Source organism: Pseudomonas sp. Ors-4-3C (assembly GCF_055755035.1).
Genome location: NZ_CM146900.1, coordinates 5,546,211 through 5,565,993 on the forward strand (window position 1 = coordinate 5,546,211; position 19,783 = coordinate 5,565,993).

Annotated in this window: 19 protein-coding genes; 9 read left to right on the forward strand and 10 right to left on the reverse strand. The window is 60.9% G+C overall.

Features of this window, described 5'->3' with window-relative positions:
- Positions 1-126: 126 nt before the first annotated feature.
- Positions 127-2,229 (forward strand): DUF6311 domain-containing protein, encoded by a 2,103-nt coding sequence (locus tag ACVHNU_RS25145; protein WP_473018503.1) that lies wholly within the window; start codon positions 127-129, stop codon positions 2,227-2,229.
- 39 nt (positions 2,230-2,268) lie between these two features.
- Here ACVHNU_RS25145 and ACVHNU_RS25150 read toward each other — a convergent pair whose 3' ends face one another.
- A complete protein-coding gene (locus ACVHNU_RS25150; protein WP_003220215.1) occupies positions 2,269-2,988 on the reverse strand; it encodes a response regulator transcription factor in 720 nt (239 codons plus the stop codon).
- A gap of 168 nt (positions 2,989-3,156) precedes the next feature.
- Between ACVHNU_RS25150 and ACVHNU_RS25155 the strand changes: the two genes are divergently transcribed.
- Complete coding sequence (locus ACVHNU_RS25155; RefSeq protein ID WP_473018504.1) at positions 3,157-4,689, forward strand: sensor histidine kinase; 1,533 nt, start codon at positions 3,157-3,159, stop codon at positions 4,687-4,689.
- A gap of 168 nt (positions 4,690-4,857) precedes the next feature.
- Here ACVHNU_RS25155 and ACVHNU_RS25160 read toward each other — a convergent pair whose 3' ends face one another.
- From ACVHNU_RS25160 to glyQ, 4 genes are all read right to left on the reverse strand, one after another.
- A complete protein-coding gene (locus tag ACVHNU_RS25160) occupies positions 4,858-5,637 on the reverse strand; it encodes a lysophospholipid acyltransferase family protein (protein ID WP_003220219.1) in 780 nt (259 codons plus the stop codon).
- Positions 5,638-5,719: 82 nt separating this feature from the next.
- Positions 5,720-6,259 (reverse strand): D-glycero-beta-D-manno-heptose 1,7-bisphosphate 7-phosphatase, encoded by a 540-nt coding sequence (gene gmhB / locus ACVHNU_RS25165; RefSeq protein ID WP_177434763.1) that lies wholly within the window; start codon positions 6,257-6,259, stop codon positions 5,720-5,722.
- Between the two features lie 4 nt (positions 6,260-6,263).
- The gene (gene glyS / locus ACVHNU_RS25170) at positions 6,264-8,318 is read right to left on the reverse strand and encodes a glycine--tRNA ligase subunit beta (RefSeq protein ID WP_473018505.1); all 2,055 of its coding nucleotides are present in this window, start codon (positions 8,316-8,318) and stop codon (positions 6,264-6,266) included.
- The gene (glyQ, locus tag ACVHNU_RS25175) at positions 8,315-9,268 is read right to left on the reverse strand and encodes a glycine--tRNA ligase subunit alpha (protein ID WP_003187265.1); all 954 of its coding nucleotides are present in this window, start codon (positions 9,266-9,268) and stop codon (positions 8,315-8,317) included. Before glyQ ends, glyS begins: the two co-directional genes overlap by 4 nt.
- 81 nt (positions 9,269-9,349) lie before the next feature.
- On the opposite strand from glyQ, the gene ACVHNU_RS25180 reads away from it, so the two are divergent.
- The 3 genes from ACVHNU_RS25180 to ACVHNU_RS25190 all read left to right on the forward strand — a co-directional run bounded on the left by ACVHNU_RS25180 (position 9,350) and on the right by ACVHNU_RS25190 (position 11,157).
- Positions 9,350-9,907, forward strand: a complete 558-nt coding sequence (locus ACVHNU_RS25180; RefSeq protein ID WP_003220226.1) for a DNA-3-methyladenine glycosylase I — start codon at positions 9,350-9,352, stop codon at positions 9,905-9,907.
- 40 nt (positions 9,908-9,947) lie between these two features.
- Complete coding sequence (locus tag ACVHNU_RS25185; RefSeq protein WP_003220227.1) at positions 9,948-10,835, forward strand: lysophospholipid acyltransferase; 888 nt, start codon at positions 9,948-9,950, stop codon at positions 10,833-10,835.
- A gap of 82 nt (positions 10,836-10,917) precedes the next feature.
- Complete coding sequence (locus ACVHNU_RS25190) at positions 10,918-11,157, forward strand: PilZ domain-containing protein (RefSeq protein ID WP_473018506.1); 240 nt, start codon at positions 10,918-10,920, stop codon at positions 11,155-11,157.
- 1 nt (position 11,158) lies between these two features.
- Here ACVHNU_RS25190 and ACVHNU_RS25195 read toward each other — a convergent pair whose 3' ends face one another.
- The 5 genes from ACVHNU_RS25195 to def form a co-directional block, all read right to left on the reverse strand.
- Positions 11,159-11,473, reverse strand: coding sequence for a tetratricopeptide repeat protein (locus tag ACVHNU_RS25195; RefSeq protein WP_103483994.1), 315 nt, complete (start codon positions 11,471-11,473; stop codon positions 11,159-11,161).
- A gap of 151 nt (positions 11,474-11,624) precedes the next feature.
- The gene (trkA, locus tag ACVHNU_RS25200) at positions 11,625-13,001 is read right to left on the reverse strand and encodes a Trk system potassium transporter TrkA (protein ID WP_003220233.1); all 1,377 of its coding nucleotides are present in this window, start codon (positions 12,999-13,001) and stop codon (positions 11,625-11,627) included.
- A 22-nt stretch (positions 13,002-13,023) separates the two neighbouring features.
- Positions 13,024-14,334 carry a 16S rRNA (cytosine(967)-C(5))-methyltransferase RsmB gene (gene rsmB / locus ACVHNU_RS25205; protein ID WP_473018507.1) on the reverse strand — a complete coding sequence of 437 codons (1,311 nt, stop codon included), beginning with the start codon at positions 14,332-14,334 and terminating at the stop codon, positions 13,024-13,026.
- Entirely contained in the window at positions 14,331-15,290 is a 960-nt protein-coding gene (fmt, locus tag ACVHNU_RS25210) for a methionyl-tRNA formyltransferase (RefSeq protein ID WP_103521331.1), read from the reverse strand. The genes rsmB and fmt overlap by 4 nt, the downstream gene beginning before the upstream one ends.
- Positions 15,291-15,347: 57 nt before the next feature.
- Positions 15,348-15,854 (reverse strand): peptide deformylase, encoded by a 507-nt coding sequence (gene def / locus ACVHNU_RS25215; protein WP_027610272.1) that lies wholly within the window; start codon positions 15,852-15,854, stop codon positions 15,348-15,350.
- Positions 15,855-16,013: 159 nt separating this feature from the next.
- Here def and ACVHNU_RS25220 point away from each other — a divergent pair, with 159 nt between their 5' ends.
- From ACVHNU_RS25220 to ACVHNU_RS25235, 4 genes are all read left to right on the forward strand, one after another.
- Complete coding sequence (locus ACVHNU_RS25220) at positions 16,014-17,039, forward strand: LysM peptidoglycan-binding domain-containing protein (RefSeq protein ID WP_473018508.1); 1,026 nt, start codon at positions 16,014-16,016, stop codon at positions 17,037-17,039.
- 82 nt (positions 17,040-17,121) lie between these two features.
- The gene (dprA, locus tag ACVHNU_RS25225) at positions 17,122-18,219 is read left to right on the forward strand and encodes a DNA-processing protein DprA (RefSeq protein ID WP_473018509.1); all 1,098 of its coding nucleotides are present in this window, start codon (positions 17,122-17,124) and stop codon (positions 18,217-18,219) included.
- Between the two features lie 55 nt (positions 18,220-18,274).
- On the forward strand, positions 18,275-18,832 hold the full coding sequence (tsaC, locus tag ACVHNU_RS25230; protein ID WP_003220243.1) for an L-threonylcarbamoyladenylate synthase type 1 TsaC: 558 nt from the start codon (positions 18,275-18,277) through the stop codon (positions 18,830-18,832).
- A 239-nt stretch (positions 18,833-19,071) separates the two neighbouring features.
- Complete coding sequence (locus tag ACVHNU_RS25235) at positions 19,072-19,746, forward strand: hypothetical protein (protein ID WP_003220245.1); 675 nt, start codon at positions 19,072-19,074, stop codon at positions 19,744-19,746.
- Positions 19,747-19,783: the final 37 nt, after the last annotated feature.

The following is a 19,783-nucleotide window of genomic DNA, read 5'->3' on the forward strand; positions in this document are numbered from 1 at the left end:
CGGGCACCCTTCAGGGCGGCCTGCCAAAGCAAGAGAAAGCCCGCGCAAGCGGGCTTTTTTTTACGTACGATACAGCTCGATTTCTGCCTGCACATTGACGGGCGCATGACAAATGGACGTTTATCGATGAAGGATCTGGTCAAACGCTTGCCGGTCAATCTTTTACCTCTATTGATGGGCGTGCTGGCCTTTCTGATTGTCGTTGGCCCCAGAGCGCTGAATCCGCAAAACATCGCATGGCTGAGCAGTGGCGATCCGGCTACGCATTATTTGGGGTGGGTGTTTTTCAGGAATGCGCCTTGGTCATTTCCTGTCGGACTCAATCCGTCGTACGGGCTGGAACTGAGCAACGCCATCGTATTTTCGGATTCAAACCCGCTCTTTGCGTTGCTCTTCAAGCCGTTCGCAGCGTTATTGCCCGAACCGTTCCAATATTTCGGTCTCTGGTTCCTGATGTGTTTCGTGCTCCAGAGTTGGTTTGCGTGGAAGCTGATGGGTTTGGCCAGCGACCACCTGATGGTGCGCTTGCTCGGTTCGGCGCTCTTTCTCTTCGCTCCCGCGATGATTCTTCGGATGGGCGAGCACTTGTCCCTCGCGGGGCATTTTCTGGTCCTGACCGCTTTGTATCTGGCCCTGCGCCCTTCTACCCGTAAACAATCCTTTGCCTGGGCAGCTTTGTTGGTTGCATCGGCGCTGGTGCATGCCTATCTGCTGGCTATGGTCGCGTTGATCTGGCTGGCGGATCTGCTGGCGAGAACCATCAAACGCCAGCTGACGCCGGGGAAAGCCTTTGCCGAACTGGCCGGCATCCTGGTGCTGACGGGTTTCTGCTGCTGGCAGGCAGGCTATTTCAGTGTCGATAGTGCTGGACTCGGTTTAATCGGGTTTGGATTGTTGCGCGCCAATGTGCTGACCTTCTTCGACTCTGCCGGATGGTCCTACGTACTGGGTGATTTGCCCGGCGTACCGGGCGATATCGATGGGCTGGCTTTTCCAGGGCTGGGGGTGCTTTTTCTAACCGTTTGCGCGCTGCCGTTGCTGTTGTCGGGTCGCAGTCAGTTCCTTTCTGTTATTCGTCCGCGTTGGGTGTTATTGCTCGCCCTGTTCGGGCTGATGATCTATGCGTTTTCCAATAATGTCGGCATTGGTCCCTTCGAACTCCACTATTGGCTACCGGAATTCATCATCGCGAAAGCCGGTGTTTTCCGCGCAGCTGGCCGGATGATCTGGCCCGTCATGTACGCGACGATCTTTGCGGTGCTGTTTGTGATTGTGCGTGGTTACAGGTCTCGTACTGCGGTCCTGTTATTCGCGACAGCACTCGTGCTGCAGGTGGTCGATACCCGTGCGGGCTGGGAAACCATTCGCAGCAAACTGATGGCCTCCCCCAGCGCGCAATGGAAAACCCCATTGGTTGATCCTTTCTGGAGCATCGCAGCGTCGCACTATCAAAAGGTGCGATGGATCAAGCCACAAAGCTATTCGACCCATTGGATAGAACTTGCCGATTACGCGGGTAAATACCATCTCGCAACGGACGCGGTTTATCTGGGAAGAGTGAATTATGCGTCTCTGCAGTCCGCGCAGAGCGCGGCAGCCAAGGTCATTGCATCAGGACGTTTCGAGGCTGATTCCCTCTACGTTCTCGATCAGCGTTCAACGCTTCAAGCGGCATTCACCATCGATCGAAGTACCGATTCGCTGATAAAAGTCGACGGTTTTCAGGTGCTCGCACCGGGTTGGAAACGCTGTTCCGAGTGCCCACAATTTCCTGAAGCCGATTTGCACGAGCTGATCCCCGCGGTCAGGCTCGGCGAGAGAATCCAGTTCACGGAAGGAAGTACGGGGAGTACCGCGCTTGCCAAAGGCTGGTGGGACTCCGAAGCATGGGGCACCGGTTCAGTCGGCAAAGAGGCTGAAGTGATACTCAGACCCAGCGCAGATGTGAGCGCTGTGTCGCTCGAAACCAATACCTTCGTGACCCAGGCCTACCCACGCCAGGCAATGGAGATCCGTATTAATGATTTCCAGGTCCTTGGCGCCAGCCTGACCACCGCTTCCAACACATTCGACATTACGCTCCCGGCCGAAGTACGAGCGTCGATAGCGCGCGAAGGCTTCATGCGTCTCAAGTTCAATCTTCCCCTCGCCATCAGCCCTCGTGAATTGGGTATGGGCGATGATGAGCGTGAACTGGCAATCGGGCTATTAGGGCTGACGCTTCATTGATCTCTTGTCGGGCTGCCGAAGGCTACGATGCGGTGGGCTTTATTCCTGAGCTGGCGTTACGCTTTCCAATCGATAGCCATACCCATAAATGGTCAGCAACTGCCAACCCCGATCCGCCGTCAGCCCCAGTTTGTTGCGCAGGCGATAGATGTGCGTATCCAGTGGCCGTGACGACGCCACTTCTTCATGGGGCCAGAAGCGTTCGTATAGGTACTCGCGCGACAACGGTCGACCCAGGTTACTGAACAGGCAGCGCGCCAGGCGGTATTCACGCTCGGTCATGATGACTGCCTTGCCCTCGCGGGTGACGCTCAGTTCGGCATCGTCGAAGGTCAGGTCATTGAAGGTCAGGACTTCGGCAGCGGTACTGCGTTGCTGACTATGCCGGCGCAGTACGGCGGCGACTCGGGCTTTCAACTCGTTGGGGCGGAACGGTTTGCTCACGTAATCGTCGGCACCGGCGTTCAGCGCCTGGACGATATCGCTTTCGCCGTCGCGGCTGGTCAGCATGATCGCGGCGGGTGGCGACTCCATGTGCTCACGGGTCCAGCGCAGCAGCGCCAGGCCCGTCAGGTCGGGCAGTTGCCAGTCGAGGATCAGCAGGTCGAAGGTGTCCCGGCGCAACTGGCGCAGCAGATCCTCGCCCCGCTCAAAGCTGTGCAGCGACCAGGGCTGGTCTCCCACCGCAGCCATCTGCTGCAGGGTTTGCTCGACCCGACGCAGTTCGGCGGGTTCATCGTCCAGTATCGCAACGCGCATACGCGTGGGTTCCTTGTTGCTTGGGCAGTGGCCGGCCACCATAACGGCTTGGCCTGTGCGGTGAAAGTAAGCAATCCACCATCGGTCGTCGTCCGCTATGATTCTTCGGATCTACATCCTCAGACCTGTGACCCATGAAACCATTCACTGTCACCTGCCCTGTTTGTCATGAATAGCCCGCGTCGGCGTGAAAGCCGCGAGCCGAGTCAGGTCCAGCGCCTGTTTCGGCGGCTGGTCCGTGAGTGGTTGTGGATAAGTCTAGTGTTGTTGCCGCTGACTGCCTTGTTGTCGTATCGCGCGCAGATCAATCTGCATGACACGTCGCCGGGCTTGAGCGCATTGCTTTCGGTGGGGCTGGTGGCGTGTGTCCTCGGCTTGCTGCTGTGGCGCCCGCGCTGGGCGATCTGGGTAACATTGGGCGGGGTGGCGTGCGTGTTGCTGGCCAGCGCCGGGCTGGCGGAAGTTCGGCACTGGTGGTCACCGACCCCATCGGCGCTCGGCATGTTGTTCGGTTACCTGATCTGGAACTGGCGGCGCCTGAGCGTGGTGCTGACGTACTTTGGCTGGGAGCTGGCGCGGCTGGACCGCGAGCCAAAAGTATTTCCGGAACGGCGCCGCGCGCAATTCACCAGCGCTGATCAGCTGCAGGGCCAGATCATGGCGCTGGAGCAAGCCATGAGCCGCACCCGCGATACCCGGCGCTTCATTGCCGACGGTCTGGAGTACCTGCCGGTGGCGACGCTGATCAGCGATCCCAAGGGGCAGATTCTCTTGGGTAATCGCAAGGCTCGGGTATTGTTCGATCACCCGCTGGTGGGCGGCGACGTTCTCGAGCAACTGGCCCGTCTCGGTTACCCGGAGTTGTCCACAGAACCGCGCCCGGCATTGTCCACCCTGGCACTGCTGGAGTTTCGCGATCACAAGGAACGCAGCCTGCGTCTGGAGCGGGCGGCATTGCTGCCGGTGGACGGCGATACTCCCATTGGCTGGCTGCTGAGCCTCACCGACCTGAGTGCCGAACGCGCCGCTGAAGAACAGCGCGGCGTACTGCTGCGTTTTCTGTCCCACGACCTGCGCGCCCCGCATTCGGCGATCCTTGCTCTGCTCGATGTGCATCGCCATCAGGCCGGAGCGGATTCACCGCTGTTCGAGCAGATCGAGCGCCAGGTACGCCGCGCGCTGGAATTGACCGATGGCTTCGTGTTGCTGGCGCGGGCGGAATCCGAGGCTTACCAGTTTCAGCCCAGCCTGTTCGCGATGCTGGTGCTGGACGTGCTGGATCAGGCGTTGCCCATCGCCCAGCAGAAAAGCATAAAACTGCTGCACACGATGGACGAACAATCCCAGGAGCGTCTGATCAACGCTGATCAAGGCCTGCTGACCCGCGCCTTGTTCAACCTGTTGGAAAACGCCATCAAGTACAGCCCGGCCGACACAACGATCGAGTTGAGTGTCAGTTGCCAGGGCGACTGGTTGCGCTGTGAACTGAGCGATCAGGGCAAAGGCATCGCCGCTGAGGAATTGCCGGATCTGTTCATGCAGTACCGACGCTTTTCATCGGCGCAAGGTATCGATGGTGTGGGTTTAGGGCTGTCGATGGTCAAGGCAGTAGTTGATCATCATGGCGGCAGCATCGAGTGCCATAGCATCGTCGATCGAGGCACCACGTTCCGGCTGCAGTTACCGCTGATCGCTGAGTGAACAGGCACAAAAAAACCGGCTATATCAGCCGGTTTTTTTACTTCCGAAAAAAACTTATGCACCTTTTACGGTGCTTTATGAGCTTGAGAAATATATAAGTAAATCAGTTACTTAAATTAAAGATTCAGGCCTTTTTAACAAAACCGTACACAGGTTATCCACAAAATCTCAGACAGCCATCTGATCACTGGCTGCAGGCGCCTGCGGTGCCGGCGGAAGCGAACCCATTTCGCGCTGAGTCCGTTCGTTCCAGGCTTGTACCCGGTCGTTCAGATCGGCGATAGCGCGCGGGCCAGTGCCTTCGGCATACATCGGCTCGCCGATGACCACGGTGATCACGCCCGGCTGCTTGCCCCAGCCGATTTTCGGCCAGAATTTGCCGGCATTGTGTGCAATCGGCAGTACCGGAAGCGCCGCATTCACCGCCAACGCGCTGCCACTGCGGGAGAACTTGCCGACGGTGCCGTAAGGAACGCGGGTGCCTTCAGGAAAGATCAATACCCAGACGTTATCCTTGAGCAGTTCATCGCCTTTGGCGGCCACTTGCTTGAGTGCCGCTTTCGGGTTGTCGCGGTCAATCGCGATCGGCCGCAGCATGGCCATGGCCCAGCCGAAGAACGGCACGTACAGCAATTCACGCTTGAGCACCTGGCTCAAGGGCGAGAAATAAGCGGAGAGAAAGAACGTCTCCCAAGTGCTCTGGTGGTTCGACTGAATCACGCAGGGCCGGTCCGGCACGTTTTCCGCGCCTTTGATCTCGTAACGAATGCCGAGAAACACCTTGGTCAACCACAAGGCGCAACGGCACCAGTACACGTTGATGAAACGATAGCGCGCCTTGAACGGCAAAAAGGGCGCGATAAAAAAGCTCAGGCTGCACCACAGCAAGGCAGTGGTGCCCAGCAGCAGGTAAAAGAGGAAGATTCTGATGGCCTGCAGTATCGACATGGCGACGTTTACCGTTACGGGCGATGCCCGACTGTTCAAGCGCACTCCCGATCAATCCCTGGTCAGGAACTTCAGAAGCACTCTAGTTGTGGATAAGTTCTGCGGCAATCGCCGCCAGATCGTCAAAAATCAGGGTGCCGACCGGAAGGGTCTTGCCCAGAGTTTTTTCGCCTTTCCCGGTCTTTACCAAAACGGGCTGTGAATCGACGGCTTTGGCGGCCTCCAGGTCACCAAGGCTGTCGCCGACGAACCAGACATTCGTCAGCGCCACGTTGTAATGCTCGGCGATGGTTTTCAACATCCCCGGTTTCGGTTTGCGGCAATCGCAACCCTCATCCGGGCCATGCGGGCAGTACACGATCAGCCCGACTTCACCGCCCTGCTCCGCCACCAGCTCGCGCAGGCGCGCGTGCATGGCATCGAGGGTGGCGAGGTCGTAATAGCCGCGAGCAATGCCCGACTGGTTGGTGGCCACCGCCACCGTCCAGCCGGCCTTGCTCAACTGCGCAATCGCTGCGATCGAGCCGGGCAAAGGAATCCACTCCTCCACCGACTTGATATAAGCGTCGGAGTCGTAATTGATCACTCCGTCCCGATCGAGAATCAGCAGTTTCAACAGCAGTCCCTCAACCCAGCAGCGAAATGTCGGCAACCCCGAGGAACAGACCACGCAGGCGCGCCAGCAGCGCGTAGCGGTTGGCCCGGACCTTGGCGTCTTCGGCATTGACCATGACGGCGTCGAAGAACGCGTCTACCGGCTCACGCAATGCAGCCAGACGTGCCAGCGATTCGTTGTACTGACGCGCTGCGGCCATTGGCTGCACCGCCTGATCCGCTTGCTGGATCGCCGAGTACAGCGAAAACTCGTTGGCGTTGTCGAAGTATTTGGCTTCGACCACGGTCGGCACCGAGCCTTCGACTTTGCTCAACAGGTTCGACACACGCTTGTTGACCGCTGCCAGCGCTGCCGCTTCCGGCAGTTTGCGGAAGGCCTGAACCGCTTGCACACGCTGGTCGAAGTCCAGCGCCGAACCCGGCTTCAGCGCACGTACCGACAGGTAAGTGGCGACATCGACGCCTTCGTCTTCGTAACGCGCACGCAGACGGTCGAAGATGAATTCCAGCACCGCGTCGTTCAGGCCGGCAGCCTTGACCTTGGCACCGAACGCGGCCACGGCGAAAGCCACAGCATCGTTCAGATCGAGGTCGAGTTTTTTCTCGATCAGGATGCGCAGCACACCCAGTGCCGCACGGCGCAGGGCATACGGGTCTTTGCTGCCGGTTGGCAGCATGCCGATACCGAAGATGCCGACCAGGGTGTCGAGCTTGTCGGCGATTGCCACGGCCGCACCGGTCAGGGTCGCCGGCAGTTCAGCACCGGCACCGCGTGGCATGTACTGCTCGTTCAGCGCCAGCGCGACGTCTTCCGGCTCGCCGTCATTGAGCGCGTAGTAGTAACCGGCGACACCTTGCATCTCCGGGAACTCGCCGACCATTTCGGTGGCCAGGTCGCACTTCGACAGCAAGCCGGCACGGGCCGCCCACGAAGCGTTGCCGCCGATACGTGCGGCGATGTACGCCGCCAGTTTCGACACGCGCTCGGCCTTGTCGTAGACGCTGCCGAGCTTTTCCTGGAACACCACGTTCTGCAGGCGCAGGTTGAAGTCTTCGAGTTTCTGCTTCTTGTCTTGCTTGAAGAAGAACTCGGCGTCGGTCAGGCGTGGGCGAACCACTTTCTCGTTACCGGCGACGATCTGCTGCGGATCCTTGCTTTCGATGTTGGCGACGGTGATGAACCGTGGCAGCAACTTGCCGTCGGCATCCAGCAGGCAGAAATACTTCTGGTTGTCCTGCATGGTGGTGATCAGCGCTTCCTGCGGCACGTCGAGGAAGCGTTCCTCGAACGAGCACACCAGCGGCACCGGCCATTCAACCAGCGCGGTCACTTCGTCGAGCAGCGCCGGCGGCACGATCGCGGTGCCTTCCTGACGGGTCGCCAGCTCTTCGGTGCGCTTGCTGATGATCTCGCGACGCTCGTTGGCATCGGCCAGGACATAAGCGGCACGCAGGTCGGCCAGATAGCTCGACGGCGAACCGATGCGCACGCTTTCCGGGTGATGGAAGCGGTGACCGCGGGAGTCGCGGCCAGCCTTTTGCGCGAGGATGGTGCAGTCGATGACCTGATCACCGAGCAGCATCACCAGCCACTGGGTCGGACGCACGAACTCTTCCTTGCGCGCACCCCAACGCATGCGTTTCGGGATCGGCAGGTCGTTCAGCGAATCTTCGACGATGGTCGGCAGCAGGCTCGCGGTCGGCTTGCCGGCGATGTTCTGGCTGTAGCGCAGTTTCGGACCGCTCTGGTCGATTTCGCTCAGCTCGACGCCGCACTTCTTGGCAAAGCCCAGGGCTGCCTGAGTCGGGTTGCCCTCAGCGTCGAACGCAGCCTGACGCGGCGGGCCGTCGAGGTTGATGCTGCGATCCGGCTGCTGGGTGGCCAGCGCCGTGATCAGCACGGCCAGACGACGCGGTGCGGCGTAGACGGTTTTGCTTTCGTAGCTCAGGCCGGCAGCTTGCAGGCCCTTGTCGATACCGGCGAGGAACGCTTCAGCCAGGGTGTTCAGGGCTTTGGGTGGCAGTTCTTCGGTGCCCAGTTCAACCAGAAAATCTTGAGCACTCATTGTGCAGCCTCCAGCTTGGCCAGTACTTCGTCACGCAGGTCCGGGGTCGCCATCGGGAAGCCCAGCTTGGCGCGGGCCAGCAGGTAGGCTTGCGCAACGGAACGCGCCAGGGTGCGCACGCGCAGGATGTATTGCTGACGCGCGGTCACCGAGATCGCCCGGCGCGCATCCAGCAGGTTGAAGGTGTGCGAGGCCTTCAGGACCATTTCGTAGCTCGGCAACGGCAGCGGCTGGTCGAGTTCGATCAGGCGCTTGGCTTCGCTTTCATAGAAGTCGAACAGTTCGAACAGTTTGTCGACGTTGGCGTGTTCGAAGTTGTAGGTGGACTGTTCCACTTCGTTCTGGTGGAACACGTCGCCGTAGGTCACCTTGCCGAACGGACCGTCGGCCCAGACCAGGTCGTAGACCGAATCCACGCCCTGCAGGTACATGGCCAGACGCTCGAGACCGTAGGTGATCTCGCCGGTCACCGGGTAGCATTCGATGCCGCCGGCCTGCTGGAAGTAAGTGAACTGGGTCACTTCCATGCCGTTGAGCCAGACTTCCCAGCCCAGACCCCAGGCGCCGAGGGTCGGCGATTCCCAGTTGTCTTCGACGAAGCGGATGTCGTGGACCAGTGGGTCCAGGCCGACATGCTTGAGCGAGCCCAGGTACAGTTCCTGGAAGTTGTCCGGGTTCGGCTTCAGGACGACCTGGAACTGATAGTAGTGCTGCAGACGGTTCGGGTTTTCCCCGTAGCGGCCGTCAGTCGGACGGCGGCTTGGCTGCACGTACGCGGCGTTCCAGGTTTCCGGGCCGATGGCGCGCAGGAAGGTCGCGGTGTGGAAAGTGCCGGCGCCTACTTCCATATCGTAGGGCTGAAGTACCACACAACCTTGCTCGGCCCAGTATTGCTGGAGCGCGAGGATCAAGTCTTGGAAGGTACGCACGGCTGGCGTAGGCTGGCTCACGAAATTCACCTGTTTCTTGGGCTGCGATTTAAAGAGCGGGAGTATACCCGATTCAGTCGCACCTCCACCCCCTGGAGCCTTATGCCACGCTGCTTTTGGTGTACCGAAGATCCGCTGTACATGGCTTATCACGATCAGGAGTGGGGCACGCCGCTACGCGATGCGCAGGGTTTGTTCGAGTTGCTTTTGCTCGAAGGGTTCCAGGCCGGCCTTTCCTGGATCACTGTGCTGCGCAAACGCGAGCGCTACCGCGAGGTGTTGTACGGCTTCGACGTGCAGCGCGTGGCGCAGATGAGCGACGCCGAAATCGCTGAGTTGATGCTTGATCCGGGGATCATCCGCAACCGCCTCAAACTCAATGCCGCCCGGCGCAACGCCCAGGCCTGGCTGGCGCTGGAAGATCCGGTGGCCTTCCTCTGGTCGTTTGTCGGTGACAAACCGGTCATCAATCATTTCAAGGATCGCAGCGAAGTCCCGGCCATCACCCCCGAAGCCGTGGCGATGAGCAAAGCCCTGAAAAAGGCCGGATTCACCTTCGTCGGCCCGACCATTTGCTATGCGCTGATGCAGGCCTCGGGCATGGTCATGGATCACACTCAGGACTGCGACCGCTACGCGCAGCTGGTCAACGGCGGTTAGAATGGCCGCCTCGCGCACAGCACAAAATCAGGAGTGACCTGTGGAAAAGTTTAAAGGCGCCTTGCTGGTAGGCGCTCTGCGGCTGTTTGCCCTGCTGCCATGGCGGGCCGTGCAGGCCGTGGGTTCGGCGATCGGCTGGATCATGTGGAAAACCCCCAACCGCTCCCGCGACGTGGTGCGGATCAACCTCGCCAAATGTTTTCCACAGATGGACCCGGCCGAGCGCGAGCGCCTGGTCGGCCAGAGCCTCAAAGACATCGGCAAGTCCCTGACCGAAAGCGCCTGCGCGTGGATCTGGCCGGCCCAGCGCTCCATCGATCTGGTGCGCGAAGTCGAAGGCCTCGACATCCTCAAGGAGGCGCTGGCCTCGGGCAAAGGCGTGGTCGGCATCACCAGCCACCTGGGCAACTGGGAAGTGCTCAACCACTTCTATTGCAGCCAGTGCAAACCGATCATTTTCTACCGCCCGCCGAAGCTCAAAGCGGTGGATGAGCTGCTGCGCAAACAACGCGTGCAACTGGGCAACAAAGTCGCCGCTTCCACCAAGGAAGGCATCCTCAGCGTCATCAAGGAAGTGCGCAAAGGTGGTGCAGTGGGCATTCCGGCTGACCCGGAACCGGCCGAATCCGCCGGGATCTTCGTGCCGTTCTTCGCCACCCAGGCGCTGACCAGCAAATTCGTGCCGAACATGCTCGCCGGCGGCAAAGCGGTCGGCGTGTTCCTGCATGCCTTGCGTCTGCCGGACGGTTCTGGCTACAAAGTGATCCTCGAAGCGGCGCCGGAAGCCATGTACAGCACCGATACCGAGGAATCCTGCGCGGCCATGAGCAAGGTGGTCGAGCGCTATGTCGCGGCATATCCGAGCCAGTACATGTGGAGCATGAAGCGTTTCAAAAAGCGGCCGCCGGGCGAAGCGCGCTGGTACTGAGCTGGATTCAACGATATTGGCATGATCTGTGGATAACCTTGCGTCGAGGTTATCCACAACGTTCATTCAAGGGCGCAAGAAGATGTCCGAACACCGCAAGTCGTTTCGCATCAAGATCACCCACGACAGCTTTGGCGAATGCCTGGGCCAGACGCGCAATCTGTCGGCCACCGGGGTGTATGTCGAGCATCCGCGCCTGGCTTCGCTGCCCAAGGGTGCGGTGGTTTATGGCCAAGTGCAGGATTTACCCACAGGCGCGCCACGGGTGCGAATGGAAGTGGTGACGGTGGATGCCGAGGGCATCGGCCTGCGCTATCTCTAGCTTATTGCGCCTGACGATCGAGCTTCTTCAGAAACACCGCCATCTCCTTCTCGGCCTGCTTGTCGCCATGGGCGCGGGCGGCTTCCAGACCTTGTTCCCATGCCTGCCTTGCGGCGGCGTGATCGCCGAGTGCGAGTTGCGCCTTGCCCAATAGCTTCCACGCCGCCGAGTACTTCGGGTCGAAGCCGACACAGCGCTGGAAATGCTCGGCGGCTTTGGCGTTCTCGCCCAAATCCAGATAACCCTTGCCGAGGCCGAAGCGCAGCAGTGAGTTATCCACACCCTTGGCGAGCATTTTTTCCAGGGATTCGAGCATGGGCGGAGTCCTTTTCTGTGGAGTGTCAGGTGTTGATCGGTGTCAGTTACACCGCTTTCGCGAGCATGCCCGCTCCCACATTTGGAATGCGTTCCCCTGTAGGAGTGAGCCTGCTCGCGATGGGGCCAGTCTGATCACCCAGTAATCCGGATCAGAAGAAGCTGAGACCCACATGAAACAGCTTCTCCACATCGCGGATATGCTTTTTATCCACAAGGAACAGAATCACATGGTCACCGGTTTCGATCACCGTATCGTCGTGGGCGATGATCACTTCTTCGTTGCGGATGATCGCGCCAATCGTGCTGCCCGGTGGCAGGCCGATTTTTTCGATCGGTCGGCCGATGACCTTGCTCGACTTCGCATCACCGTGGGCAATCGCCTCGATGGCTTCCGCCGCGCCCCGACGCAGTGAGTGCACGCTGACGATATCGCCACGCCGTACGTGGGCCAACAAGGTGCCGATGGTCGCCAGTTGCGGGCTGATGGCGATGTCGATGTCGCCGCCCTGGATCAGGTCGACGTACGCCGGGTTGTTGATGATCGTCATCACCTTCTTCGCGCCCAGGCGTTTGGCCAGCAACGACGACATGATGTTGGCTTCGTCATCGTTGGTCAGGGCGAGGAAGATGTCGGCGTCGGCGATGTTCTCTTCCAGCAGCAGATCACGGTCCGACGCGCTGCCCTGCAGCACCACGGTGCTGTCGAGGGTATCCGAGAGGTAGCGGCAGCGTGCCGGGTTCATCTCGATGATCTTCACCTGATAACGGCTCTCGATGGCCTCGGCCAGACGCTCGCCGATCTGCCCGCCGCCGGCAATCACGATGCGCTTGTAGGTTTCGTCGAGGCGGCGCATTTCGCTCATCACCGCGCGAATATTCTCACGGGCGGCGATGAAGAAGACTTCGTCATCGGCCTCGATCACCGTGTCGCCTTGCGGCAGGATCGGCCGGTCGCGGCGGAAAATCGCCGCGACACGCGTCTCGACATTCGGCATGTGTTCGCGCAGCTGGCGCAGCTGTTGGCCCACCAGCGGCCCGCCGTAATAGGCGCGCACCGCCACCAGTTGCGCCTGGCCTTCGGCGAAGTCGATCACTTGCAGCGCGCCTGGATGCTGGATCAGGCGCTTGATGTAGTTGGTCACCACCTGCTCGGGGCTGATCAGCACGTCGACCGGAATCGCTTCGTTCTGGAACAGCTGTTCTTCGCGATTGAGGTAGGACGCTTCGCGCACCCGGGCGATTTTGGTCGGGGTGTGGAACAGCGTGTGGGCGACCTGGCAGGCGACCATGTTGGTCTCGTCGCTGTTGGTCACCGCCACCAGCATGTCGGCATCGTCGGCGCCGGCCTGGCGCAGCACCGAAGGCAGCGAGCCGCGGCCCTGAATGGTGCGGATGTCGAGGCGGTCGCCGAGGTCGCGCAGGCGCTCGCCGTCGGTGTCGACCACGGTGATGTCGTTGGCTTCGCTCGCCAGGTGTTCAGCCAGCGAACCGCCGACCTGCCCCGCACCGAGGATGATGATTTTCATCCAGTCACTCCATTGAATCCGTTTAGCCGCGCGCGGCAGCGATCTTGATCAGCTTGGCGTAGTAGAACCCGTCATGCCCGCCCTGCTGGGCCAGCAATTGGCGACCATGGGGCTGTTTGATCCCGGCCGTGGTGGCCAGATCCAGCTCGCGGGCACCGGGCGTGCGCTCAAGGAACGCGGCAATGACTTCGGTGTTCTCGGTGGGCAAGGTCGAGCAAGTGGCGTAGAGCAGGATGCCGCCGACTTCGAGGGTTTTCCACAGGGCGTCGAGGAGCTCGCCTTGCAGCAGCGCGAGGGCGGCGATGTCGTCGGCCTGACGGGTCAGCTTGATGTCCGGATGGCGGCGGATCACGCCGGTGGCCGAGCATGGCGCGTCGAGCAGGATGCGCTGGAACGGTTTGCCGTCCCACCACGCGGCGGTATCGCGACCGTCGGCAGCGATCAGTTCGGCGCTCAGGCCCAGCCGTTCAAGGTTCTCCTTCACCCGCACCAGACGTTTGGCTTCCAGATCCACCGCCACCACGCCGGCCAGCGCCGGTTCGGCTTCAAGGATGTGGCAGGTCTTGCCGCCGGGGGCGCAGCAGGCGTCGAGCACTCGCTGGCCCGGGGCCAGATCGAGCAGATCGGCGGCCAGTTGCGCGGCTTCGTCCTGCACACTGATCCAGCCTTCGGCAAACCCCGGCAGGCTGCGCACATCGGCAGCGGCCTCAAGGACGATGCCGTCGCGGCTATAGACGCAGGGCGTGGCAACGATGCCGGCGTCGCTGAGCAAGCCGAGGTAGGCGTCGCGGCTGTGATGCCGGCGGTTGACCCGCAGGATCATCGGCGGGTGCGCGTTGTTCGCGGCGCAGATCGCTTCCCATTGCTCCGGCCAGAAGGCTTTCAGGGATTTTTGCAGCCAGCGCGGGTGGGCGGTGCGCACCACCGGATCGCGCTCCAGTTCGGCAAAAATCGTCTCGCTTTCGCGCTGGGCATTACGCAGCACGGCGTTGAGCAGACCCTTGGCCCACGGCTTTTTCAGCTTGTCGGCGCAACCGACGGTTTCGCCGATGGCCGCGTGCGGCGGCACGCGGGTGTAGAGCAGTTGATAGAGACCGACCAACAGCAGCGCCTCGACATCGGCGTCGGCAGCCTTGAACGGCTTCTGCAGAAGTCTTTCTGCCAGCGCCGACAGCCGTGGCTGCCAGCGCGCGGTGCCGAACGCCAGATCCTGGGTGAAGCCGCGATCACGGTCTTCGACCTTGTCCAGTTGCGTCGGCAGGGAGCTGTTCAACGAAGCCTTGCCGCTGAGGACGGCAGCGAGTGCCTTGGCGGCAGCCAGACGCGGGTTCATTGCGCGTCCACCACGGCGCCGAGCACGGTACCGACGGCGAATTTCTCGCGACGGCTGTTGAACAGGTCGCTGAAGTTCAGCGCCTTGCCGCCGGGCAGTTGCAGACGGGTCAGGCACAACGCCTGCTCACCGCACGCGACGATCAGGCCGTCCTTGCTGGCGCTGAGGATTGCACCCGGCGCGCCTTTGCCGTCAGCCAGGGTCGCGGCCAGTACTTTCAGCGCTTCACCGTTGAGGGTGCTGTGGGTAATCGGCCATGGATTGAAGGCGCGTACCAGACGCTCCAGCTCAACCGCCGGACGGCTCCAGTCGAGGCGCGCTTCGTCCTTGTTCAGTTTGTGGGCGTAGGTGGCGAACTCGTCGTTCTGCACTTCGCCTTCGAGGGTCCCGGCGGCCAGGCCGGCAATCGCCTGGACCACGGCGGGCGGGCCCATTTCGGCGAGACGGTCGTGCAGCGTGCCGCCCGTGTCGTCGGCACTGATCGGGGTCACGACCTTGAGCAGCATCGGCCCGGTGTCGAGGCCCGCTTCCATGCGCATCACGGTCACGCCGCTTTCGGCATCACCGTGTTCCACGGCGCGCTGGATCGGCGCCGCACCGCGCCAGCGTGGCAGCAGGGAGGCGTGGCTGTTGATGCAGCCCAGACGCGGAATATCCAGCACCGCTTGCGGCAGGATCAGGCCGTAGGCGACCACCACCATCAAGTCCGGTTTCAGCGCGGCCAGCTCGGCTTGAGCGTCAGCGTTGCGCAGGGTCGGCGGCTGCAACACCTGGATATTATTTTCCAGGGCCAACTGTTTGACCGGGCTCGGCATCAGTTTTTGCCCGCGACCGGCCGGACGATCCGGTTGGGTGTAGACCGCAACGATCTCGTAAGGGCTGTTCAGCAGGGCCTTGAGGTGTTCGGCGGCAAATTCCGGGGTACCGGCAAAAACGATGCGCAGTGGCTCAGTCATGAAGGGCGTCTCATAAAAAGAAAAAGGCTTGCCGCAGCAAGCCTTTGAAGGAGGGCATCAAGCGTTCTGGCGATGCAGCTTTTCCAGTTTCTTCTTGATCCGGTCGCGTTTGAGCGTGGACAGGTAATCGACGAACAACTTGCCGTTGAGGTGGTCGCATTCGTGCTGGATGCACACCGCGAGCAGGCCTTCGGCGATCAGTTCGTAAGGCTGGCCGTCGCGGTCCAGCGCCTTGATTTTGACCTTCTGCGGGCGGTCGACGTTTTCGTAGAAACCCGGCACCGAGAGGCAGCCTTCCTGGTACTGATCCATCTCGTCGGTCAGCGATTCGAACTCGGGGTTGATGAACACCCGGGGTTCGGTGCGGTCTTCGGAAAGGTCCATCACGACGATACGTTTGTGCACGTTGACCTGGGTCGCGGCGAGGCCGATGCCCGGCGCTTCATACATTGTTTCAAACATGTCATCGACCAACTGACGCACTTCGTCGTCCACTACAGCCACAGGCTTGGCGATAGTACGCAGACGCGGGTCCGGGAATTCGAGGATGTTTAAAATGGCCATAGGCTGATTGCTGCACGTATTGAGTAAAGTCGGGTCGATGGCCTGGCAGGTCCGAAGATGCAGGCTACCGTTGTGAAGCGTAGCTAATGCAATTTGCAGTAGCGAGCCACGGGGGCTCTGACGGTTCACGCGAACGCACATGATAAAGGGATTCGCTGCATGAGGAAAACACTACTCGCCCTGCTGCTTCTGGTCTCGGCCGGCGTGGCGCAAGGGCAAGTGCAACTCAGGGATGGTTTTCCACAGCAATACACGGTGGTTTCGGGAGACACACTCTGGGACATTTCCGGCAAATACCTGCGCGAGCCCTGGCAATGGCCACAGCTGTGGCGGGCCAACCCGCAAATTGAAAACCCCAACCTGATCTATCCCGGCGACACGCTGACGCTGAGTTATGTCGACGGCCAGCCTCGACTGACCGTCAATCGCGGCGAGTCGCGCGGCACCATCAAACTGTCGCCACGCATCCGCACCAGCCCGGTGGCCGAGGCGATCCCGAGCATTCCGCTGAAATCGATCAACGCCTTTCTGCTGAGCAACCGCATCGTCGACAAGGTCGAGGACTTCGACAAGGCACCCTATATCGTCGCCGGCGATGCGGAGCGGGTGCTTTCCGGCACCGGTGACCGGATTTATGCCCGTGGCCATTTCGACCCCAGTCAGCCGGTGTACGGCATCTTCCGCCAGGGCAAGGTCTACACCGACCCGCAGACCAAGGAGTTCCTGGGGATCAACGCCGATGACGTTGGTGGCGGCGAAATCGTTGCCACCGAAGGCGATGTCGCCACCCTCGCCCTGCAACGCACCACGCAGGAAGTGCGCCTCGGCGACCGTTTGTTCAGCGGCGAAGAGCGCTCGATCAATTCGACCTTCATGCCCAGCGCCCCGAGCACCAACATCAACGGCCTGATCATCGACGTGCCGCGCGGCGTCACGCAGATCGGCGTGATGGACGTGGTCACCCTGAACAAGGGCCAGCGCGACGGCCTGGTCGAAGGCAACGTTCTGGCAGTGATGAAAACCGGGGAAACCGTACGTGACCGGGTAACCGGCCAGCCGTTGAAAATCCCCGACGAACGCGCCGGTTTGCTGATGGTGTTCCGCACCTACGAAAAAATCAGTTATGGCCTGGTACTCAACGCATCGCGCTCGCTGGCGGTGCTCGACAAGGTACGAAATCCTTAGCTGGCTTCACAAGTTACCAACAGAGTTATCCACAGCTTGTTCCGAATGGTTCGGGACTTATAACGATCAAGGATGATCCACGATGCTGTCTGCCTGTACGCCGGTTTCCCCTGCGGAACTGGAAGCGCGTTTGCGCCTGCACCGCTTGCCGGAAATCGGTCCGAAACGTTTTGCCAAACTGCTTGAAGCCTTCGGCTCTGCGTCAAAAGCCCTGAGCGCGCCGGCCAGTGCCTGGCGTGCGCTGGGGTTGCCGGCGGCGTCGGCCGAGGCCCGGCGCAGCCCCGAAGTGCGCGACGGCGCCAGCCATGCATTGCGCTGGCTAGAGCGGCCCGGCCAGCACCTATTGCTGTTGGACCAGGCGGATTATCCGGCGCTGCTGGCGCAGATCCCTGACCCACCACCGCTGTTGTTTGTTGCGGGCGCCCCGCTGATTCTGGAAAAACCGCAACTGGCGATGGTCGGCAGTCGCAGTGCTTCACGCCCGGGAATGGACACCGCTGCAGCATTTTCCCGCAGCCTCGCCGGGGCCGGTTTTGTCATCACCAGTGGCTTGGCGCTGGGCATCGATGCAGCTGCCCATCAAGCGGCGCTGGACGTCGGCGGGCAAACCGTCGGCGTGCTCGGCACCGGCCTGGAAAAGTTTTATCCACAGCGCAATCGCCGACTGGCCGACGCGATGATTGCCTCGGGCAGCGCGGTGCTTTCGGAGTTTCCACTGGACGCCGGTCCGACGGCGAGCAACTTCCCCAGACGCAATCGGATCATCAGCGGTTTGTCCCTCGGTGTGCTGGTGGTCGAAGCGAGTGTTGCCAGCGGTTCGCTGATCACTGCCAGGCTGGCGGCAGAGCAGGGCCGCGAGGTGTACGCGATTCCGGGCTCGATCCATCACCCTGGCGCACGCGGCTGTCACCAGTTGATCCGCGACGGTGCGGTGCTGGTCGAAACCATCGAACACATCCTCGAAGCCCTGCGCGGCTGGCAGCATGTGCCGTTATCCACAGACACGCCGGATGCCGGGCACCCCTTGCTGCGCCTGCTGCACGCGGCGCCGCACACCAGCGAAGCGTTGGTCGACAGCAGCGGCTGGGCGTTGCCCAAAGTTCTCGCGGCACTCACCGAGCTGGAAATGGAAGGCCGGGCAGTGTGTGAAAACGGTCGCTGGCAGGCCAGGACACGCTAGGTTTTACAGGGAAGATCGGTAAACTGCGCAAAACCTGTTTGCGGAGAGTTTTTTCATGGTCAACAGTTGGCGTGTGCAGCAAGCCGCACGAGAGATTCGCGCCGGGGCGGTGATTGCCTATCCAACCGAAGCCGTCTGGGGGCTGGGTTGCGACCCGTGGAACGAAGAGGCAGTGGATCGTCTGCTGGCGATCAAGAACCGTTCGGTGGACAAGGGCCTGATCCTGGTCGCCGACAACATTCGCCAGTTCGACTTCCTGTTCGAAGACTTCCCGCAAGAGTGGCTCGACCGCATGGCCAGTACCTGGCCGGGGCCGAACACCTGGCTGGTGCCGCATCAAAACCTGCTGCCGGAGTGGGTGACGGGCGTGCATGACACGGTGGCGCTGCGGGTCAGCGATCATCCGCAGGTGCGGGATCTGTGCTCGATGGTCGGGCCGCTGATCTCCACCTCGGCGAACCCGCAAGGACGGCCGGCGGCGCGCACGCGGTTGCGCGTCGAGCAGTATTTCCGTGGGCAGATCGACCTGATCCTCGGCGGGCAACTGGGTGGGCGCAAGAACCCCAGCGTGATCCGTGATCTGGCGACCGGCAAGGTCATTCGTCCCGACTGATCCTGGCTCGAAAACCTTTACGTGAGTCCTCTTCGCCTTGATGGCGAGGAGGACTACGCGTACGTGCGATTTGTCCTGCAATGACGCCCGTTTCTATGTCGGAAAAGTCGCCAAGTACCCGGATTCATTGAGTTTTCCCACCGGATTATCAGACTTTCTGGCGTGGCGGAATCGCCAAAAGCAACCATCCTTTCCCTGCACTCGAAATACTTCGATAAGTTAAGGTCTGCGGAGAAAGAATGGACACTACGAATTTGCAACTCACGGATTATCTGCAGGCGCTTCAGGTGACGTTAAAGAGTCACCATGAGGGTTGCCGTATCGTGATGCTTGAAGCGGGGGCGGATACTCAGGAGTTCGACCGGTTTGTCGATCGGCAATTTCGACTCCGGCTGCAGCATTACATGCTGACATCACGGGCGCGGATGCTCGAAACCAGACTGGCGATAAAGTCGCGAAGTACCCACTTTCTGCTGTATCGGCACGATCAACTGTTGGCAGTCTTGAGGGCGACTCCGGCGCCGTTCGAATGGGTATCGCTGGCGCAGCAACATGTTTCGCCCACGGTGGCGCTGTCGCGCCATGTCGAATTCAGCCGCTTGATCTCGTACACGCCCAATCAACTGCCAATCGCGATCAACGGTCTGTTGGCGGCCGCTACCGAGTGGGCGATAAAACGCGGTTATCAGGGGGTGACCGCGTTGTGCAGATCGCAACAACTGCGCTTTTATCAGCGTTTCGGCCTGATGCCGATCGCCTCCAATGCGCTGCACATCGACCAGCGCGCACGCGGCGATTACTGGGTGTTGTCAGCCGAGTGGCGGCAAATCCTCGCGGCGGTTCAACAGCCCGATCACGCGACGGTTGGCCACCTGGTGCAAAAACCGTTGGAGTGTCCTCTGCCGAGGTGCTGAACGCGTTCGAACTGTCTTGCCAGCCATGGGGTTTCAA

Coding starts and splice junctions, on each gene's coding strand:
- ACVHNU_RS25155 (WP_473018504.1), top strand. CDS start 3,157: ATGAATAGCCCGCGTCGGCGTGAAAGCCGCGAGCCGAGTCAGGTCCAG.
- ACVHNU_RS25145 (WP_473018503.1), top strand. CDS start 127: ATGAAGGATCTGGTCAAACGCTTGCCGGTCAATCTTTTACCTCTATTG.
- trkA (WP_003220233.1), bottom strand. CDS start 13,001: ATGAAAATCATCATCCTCGGTGCGGGGCAGGTCGGCGGTTCGCTGGCT.
- glyS (WP_473018505.1), bottom strand. CDS start 8,318: ATGAGTGCTCAAGATTTTCTGGTTGAACTGGGCACCGAAGAACTGCCA.
- ACVHNU_RS25195 (WP_103483994.1), bottom strand. CDS start 11,473: ATGCTCGAATCCCTGGAAAAAATGCTCGCCAAGGGTGTGGATAACTCA.
- tsaC (WP_003220243.1), top strand. CDS start 18,275: ATGGTCAACAGTTGGCGTGTGCAGCAAGCCGCACGAGAGATTCGCGCC.
- ACVHNU_RS25180 (WP_003220226.1), top strand. CDS start 9,350: ATGCCACGCTGCTTTTGGTGTACCGAAGATCCGCTGTACATGGCTTAT.
- ACVHNU_RS25220 (WP_473018508.1), top strand. CDS start 16,014: ATGAGGAAAACACTACTCGCCCTGCTGCTTCTGGTCTCGGCCGGCGTG.
- dprA (WP_473018509.1), top strand. CDS start 17,122: ATGCTGTCTGCCTGTACGCCGGTTTCCCCTGCGGAACTGGAAGCGCGT.
- ACVHNU_RS25150 (WP_003220215.1), bottom strand. CDS start 2,988: ATGCGCGTTGCGATACTGGACGATGAACCCGCCGAACTGCGTCGGGTC.
- ACVHNU_RS25160 (WP_003220219.1), bottom strand. CDS start 5,637: ATGTCGATACTGCAGGCCATCAGAATCTTCCTCTTTTACCTGCTGCTG.
- ACVHNU_RS25235 (WP_003220245.1), top strand. CDS start 19,072: ATGGACACTACGAATTTGCAACTCACGGATTATCTGCAGGCGCTTCAG.
- ACVHNU_RS25190 (WP_473018506.1), top strand. CDS start 10,918: ATGTCCGAACACCGCAAGTCGTTTCGCATCAAGATCACCCACGACAGC.
- fmt (WP_103521331.1), bottom strand. CDS start 15,290: ATGACTGAGCCACTGCGCATCGTTTTTGCCGGTACCCCGGAATTTGCC.
- def (WP_027610272.1), bottom strand. CDS start 15,854: ATGGCCATTTTAAACATCCTCGAATTCCCGGACCCGCGTCTGCGTACT.
- rsmB (WP_473018507.1), bottom strand. CDS start 14,334: ATGAACCCGCGTCTGGCTGCCGCCAAGGCACTCGCTGCCGTCCTCAGC.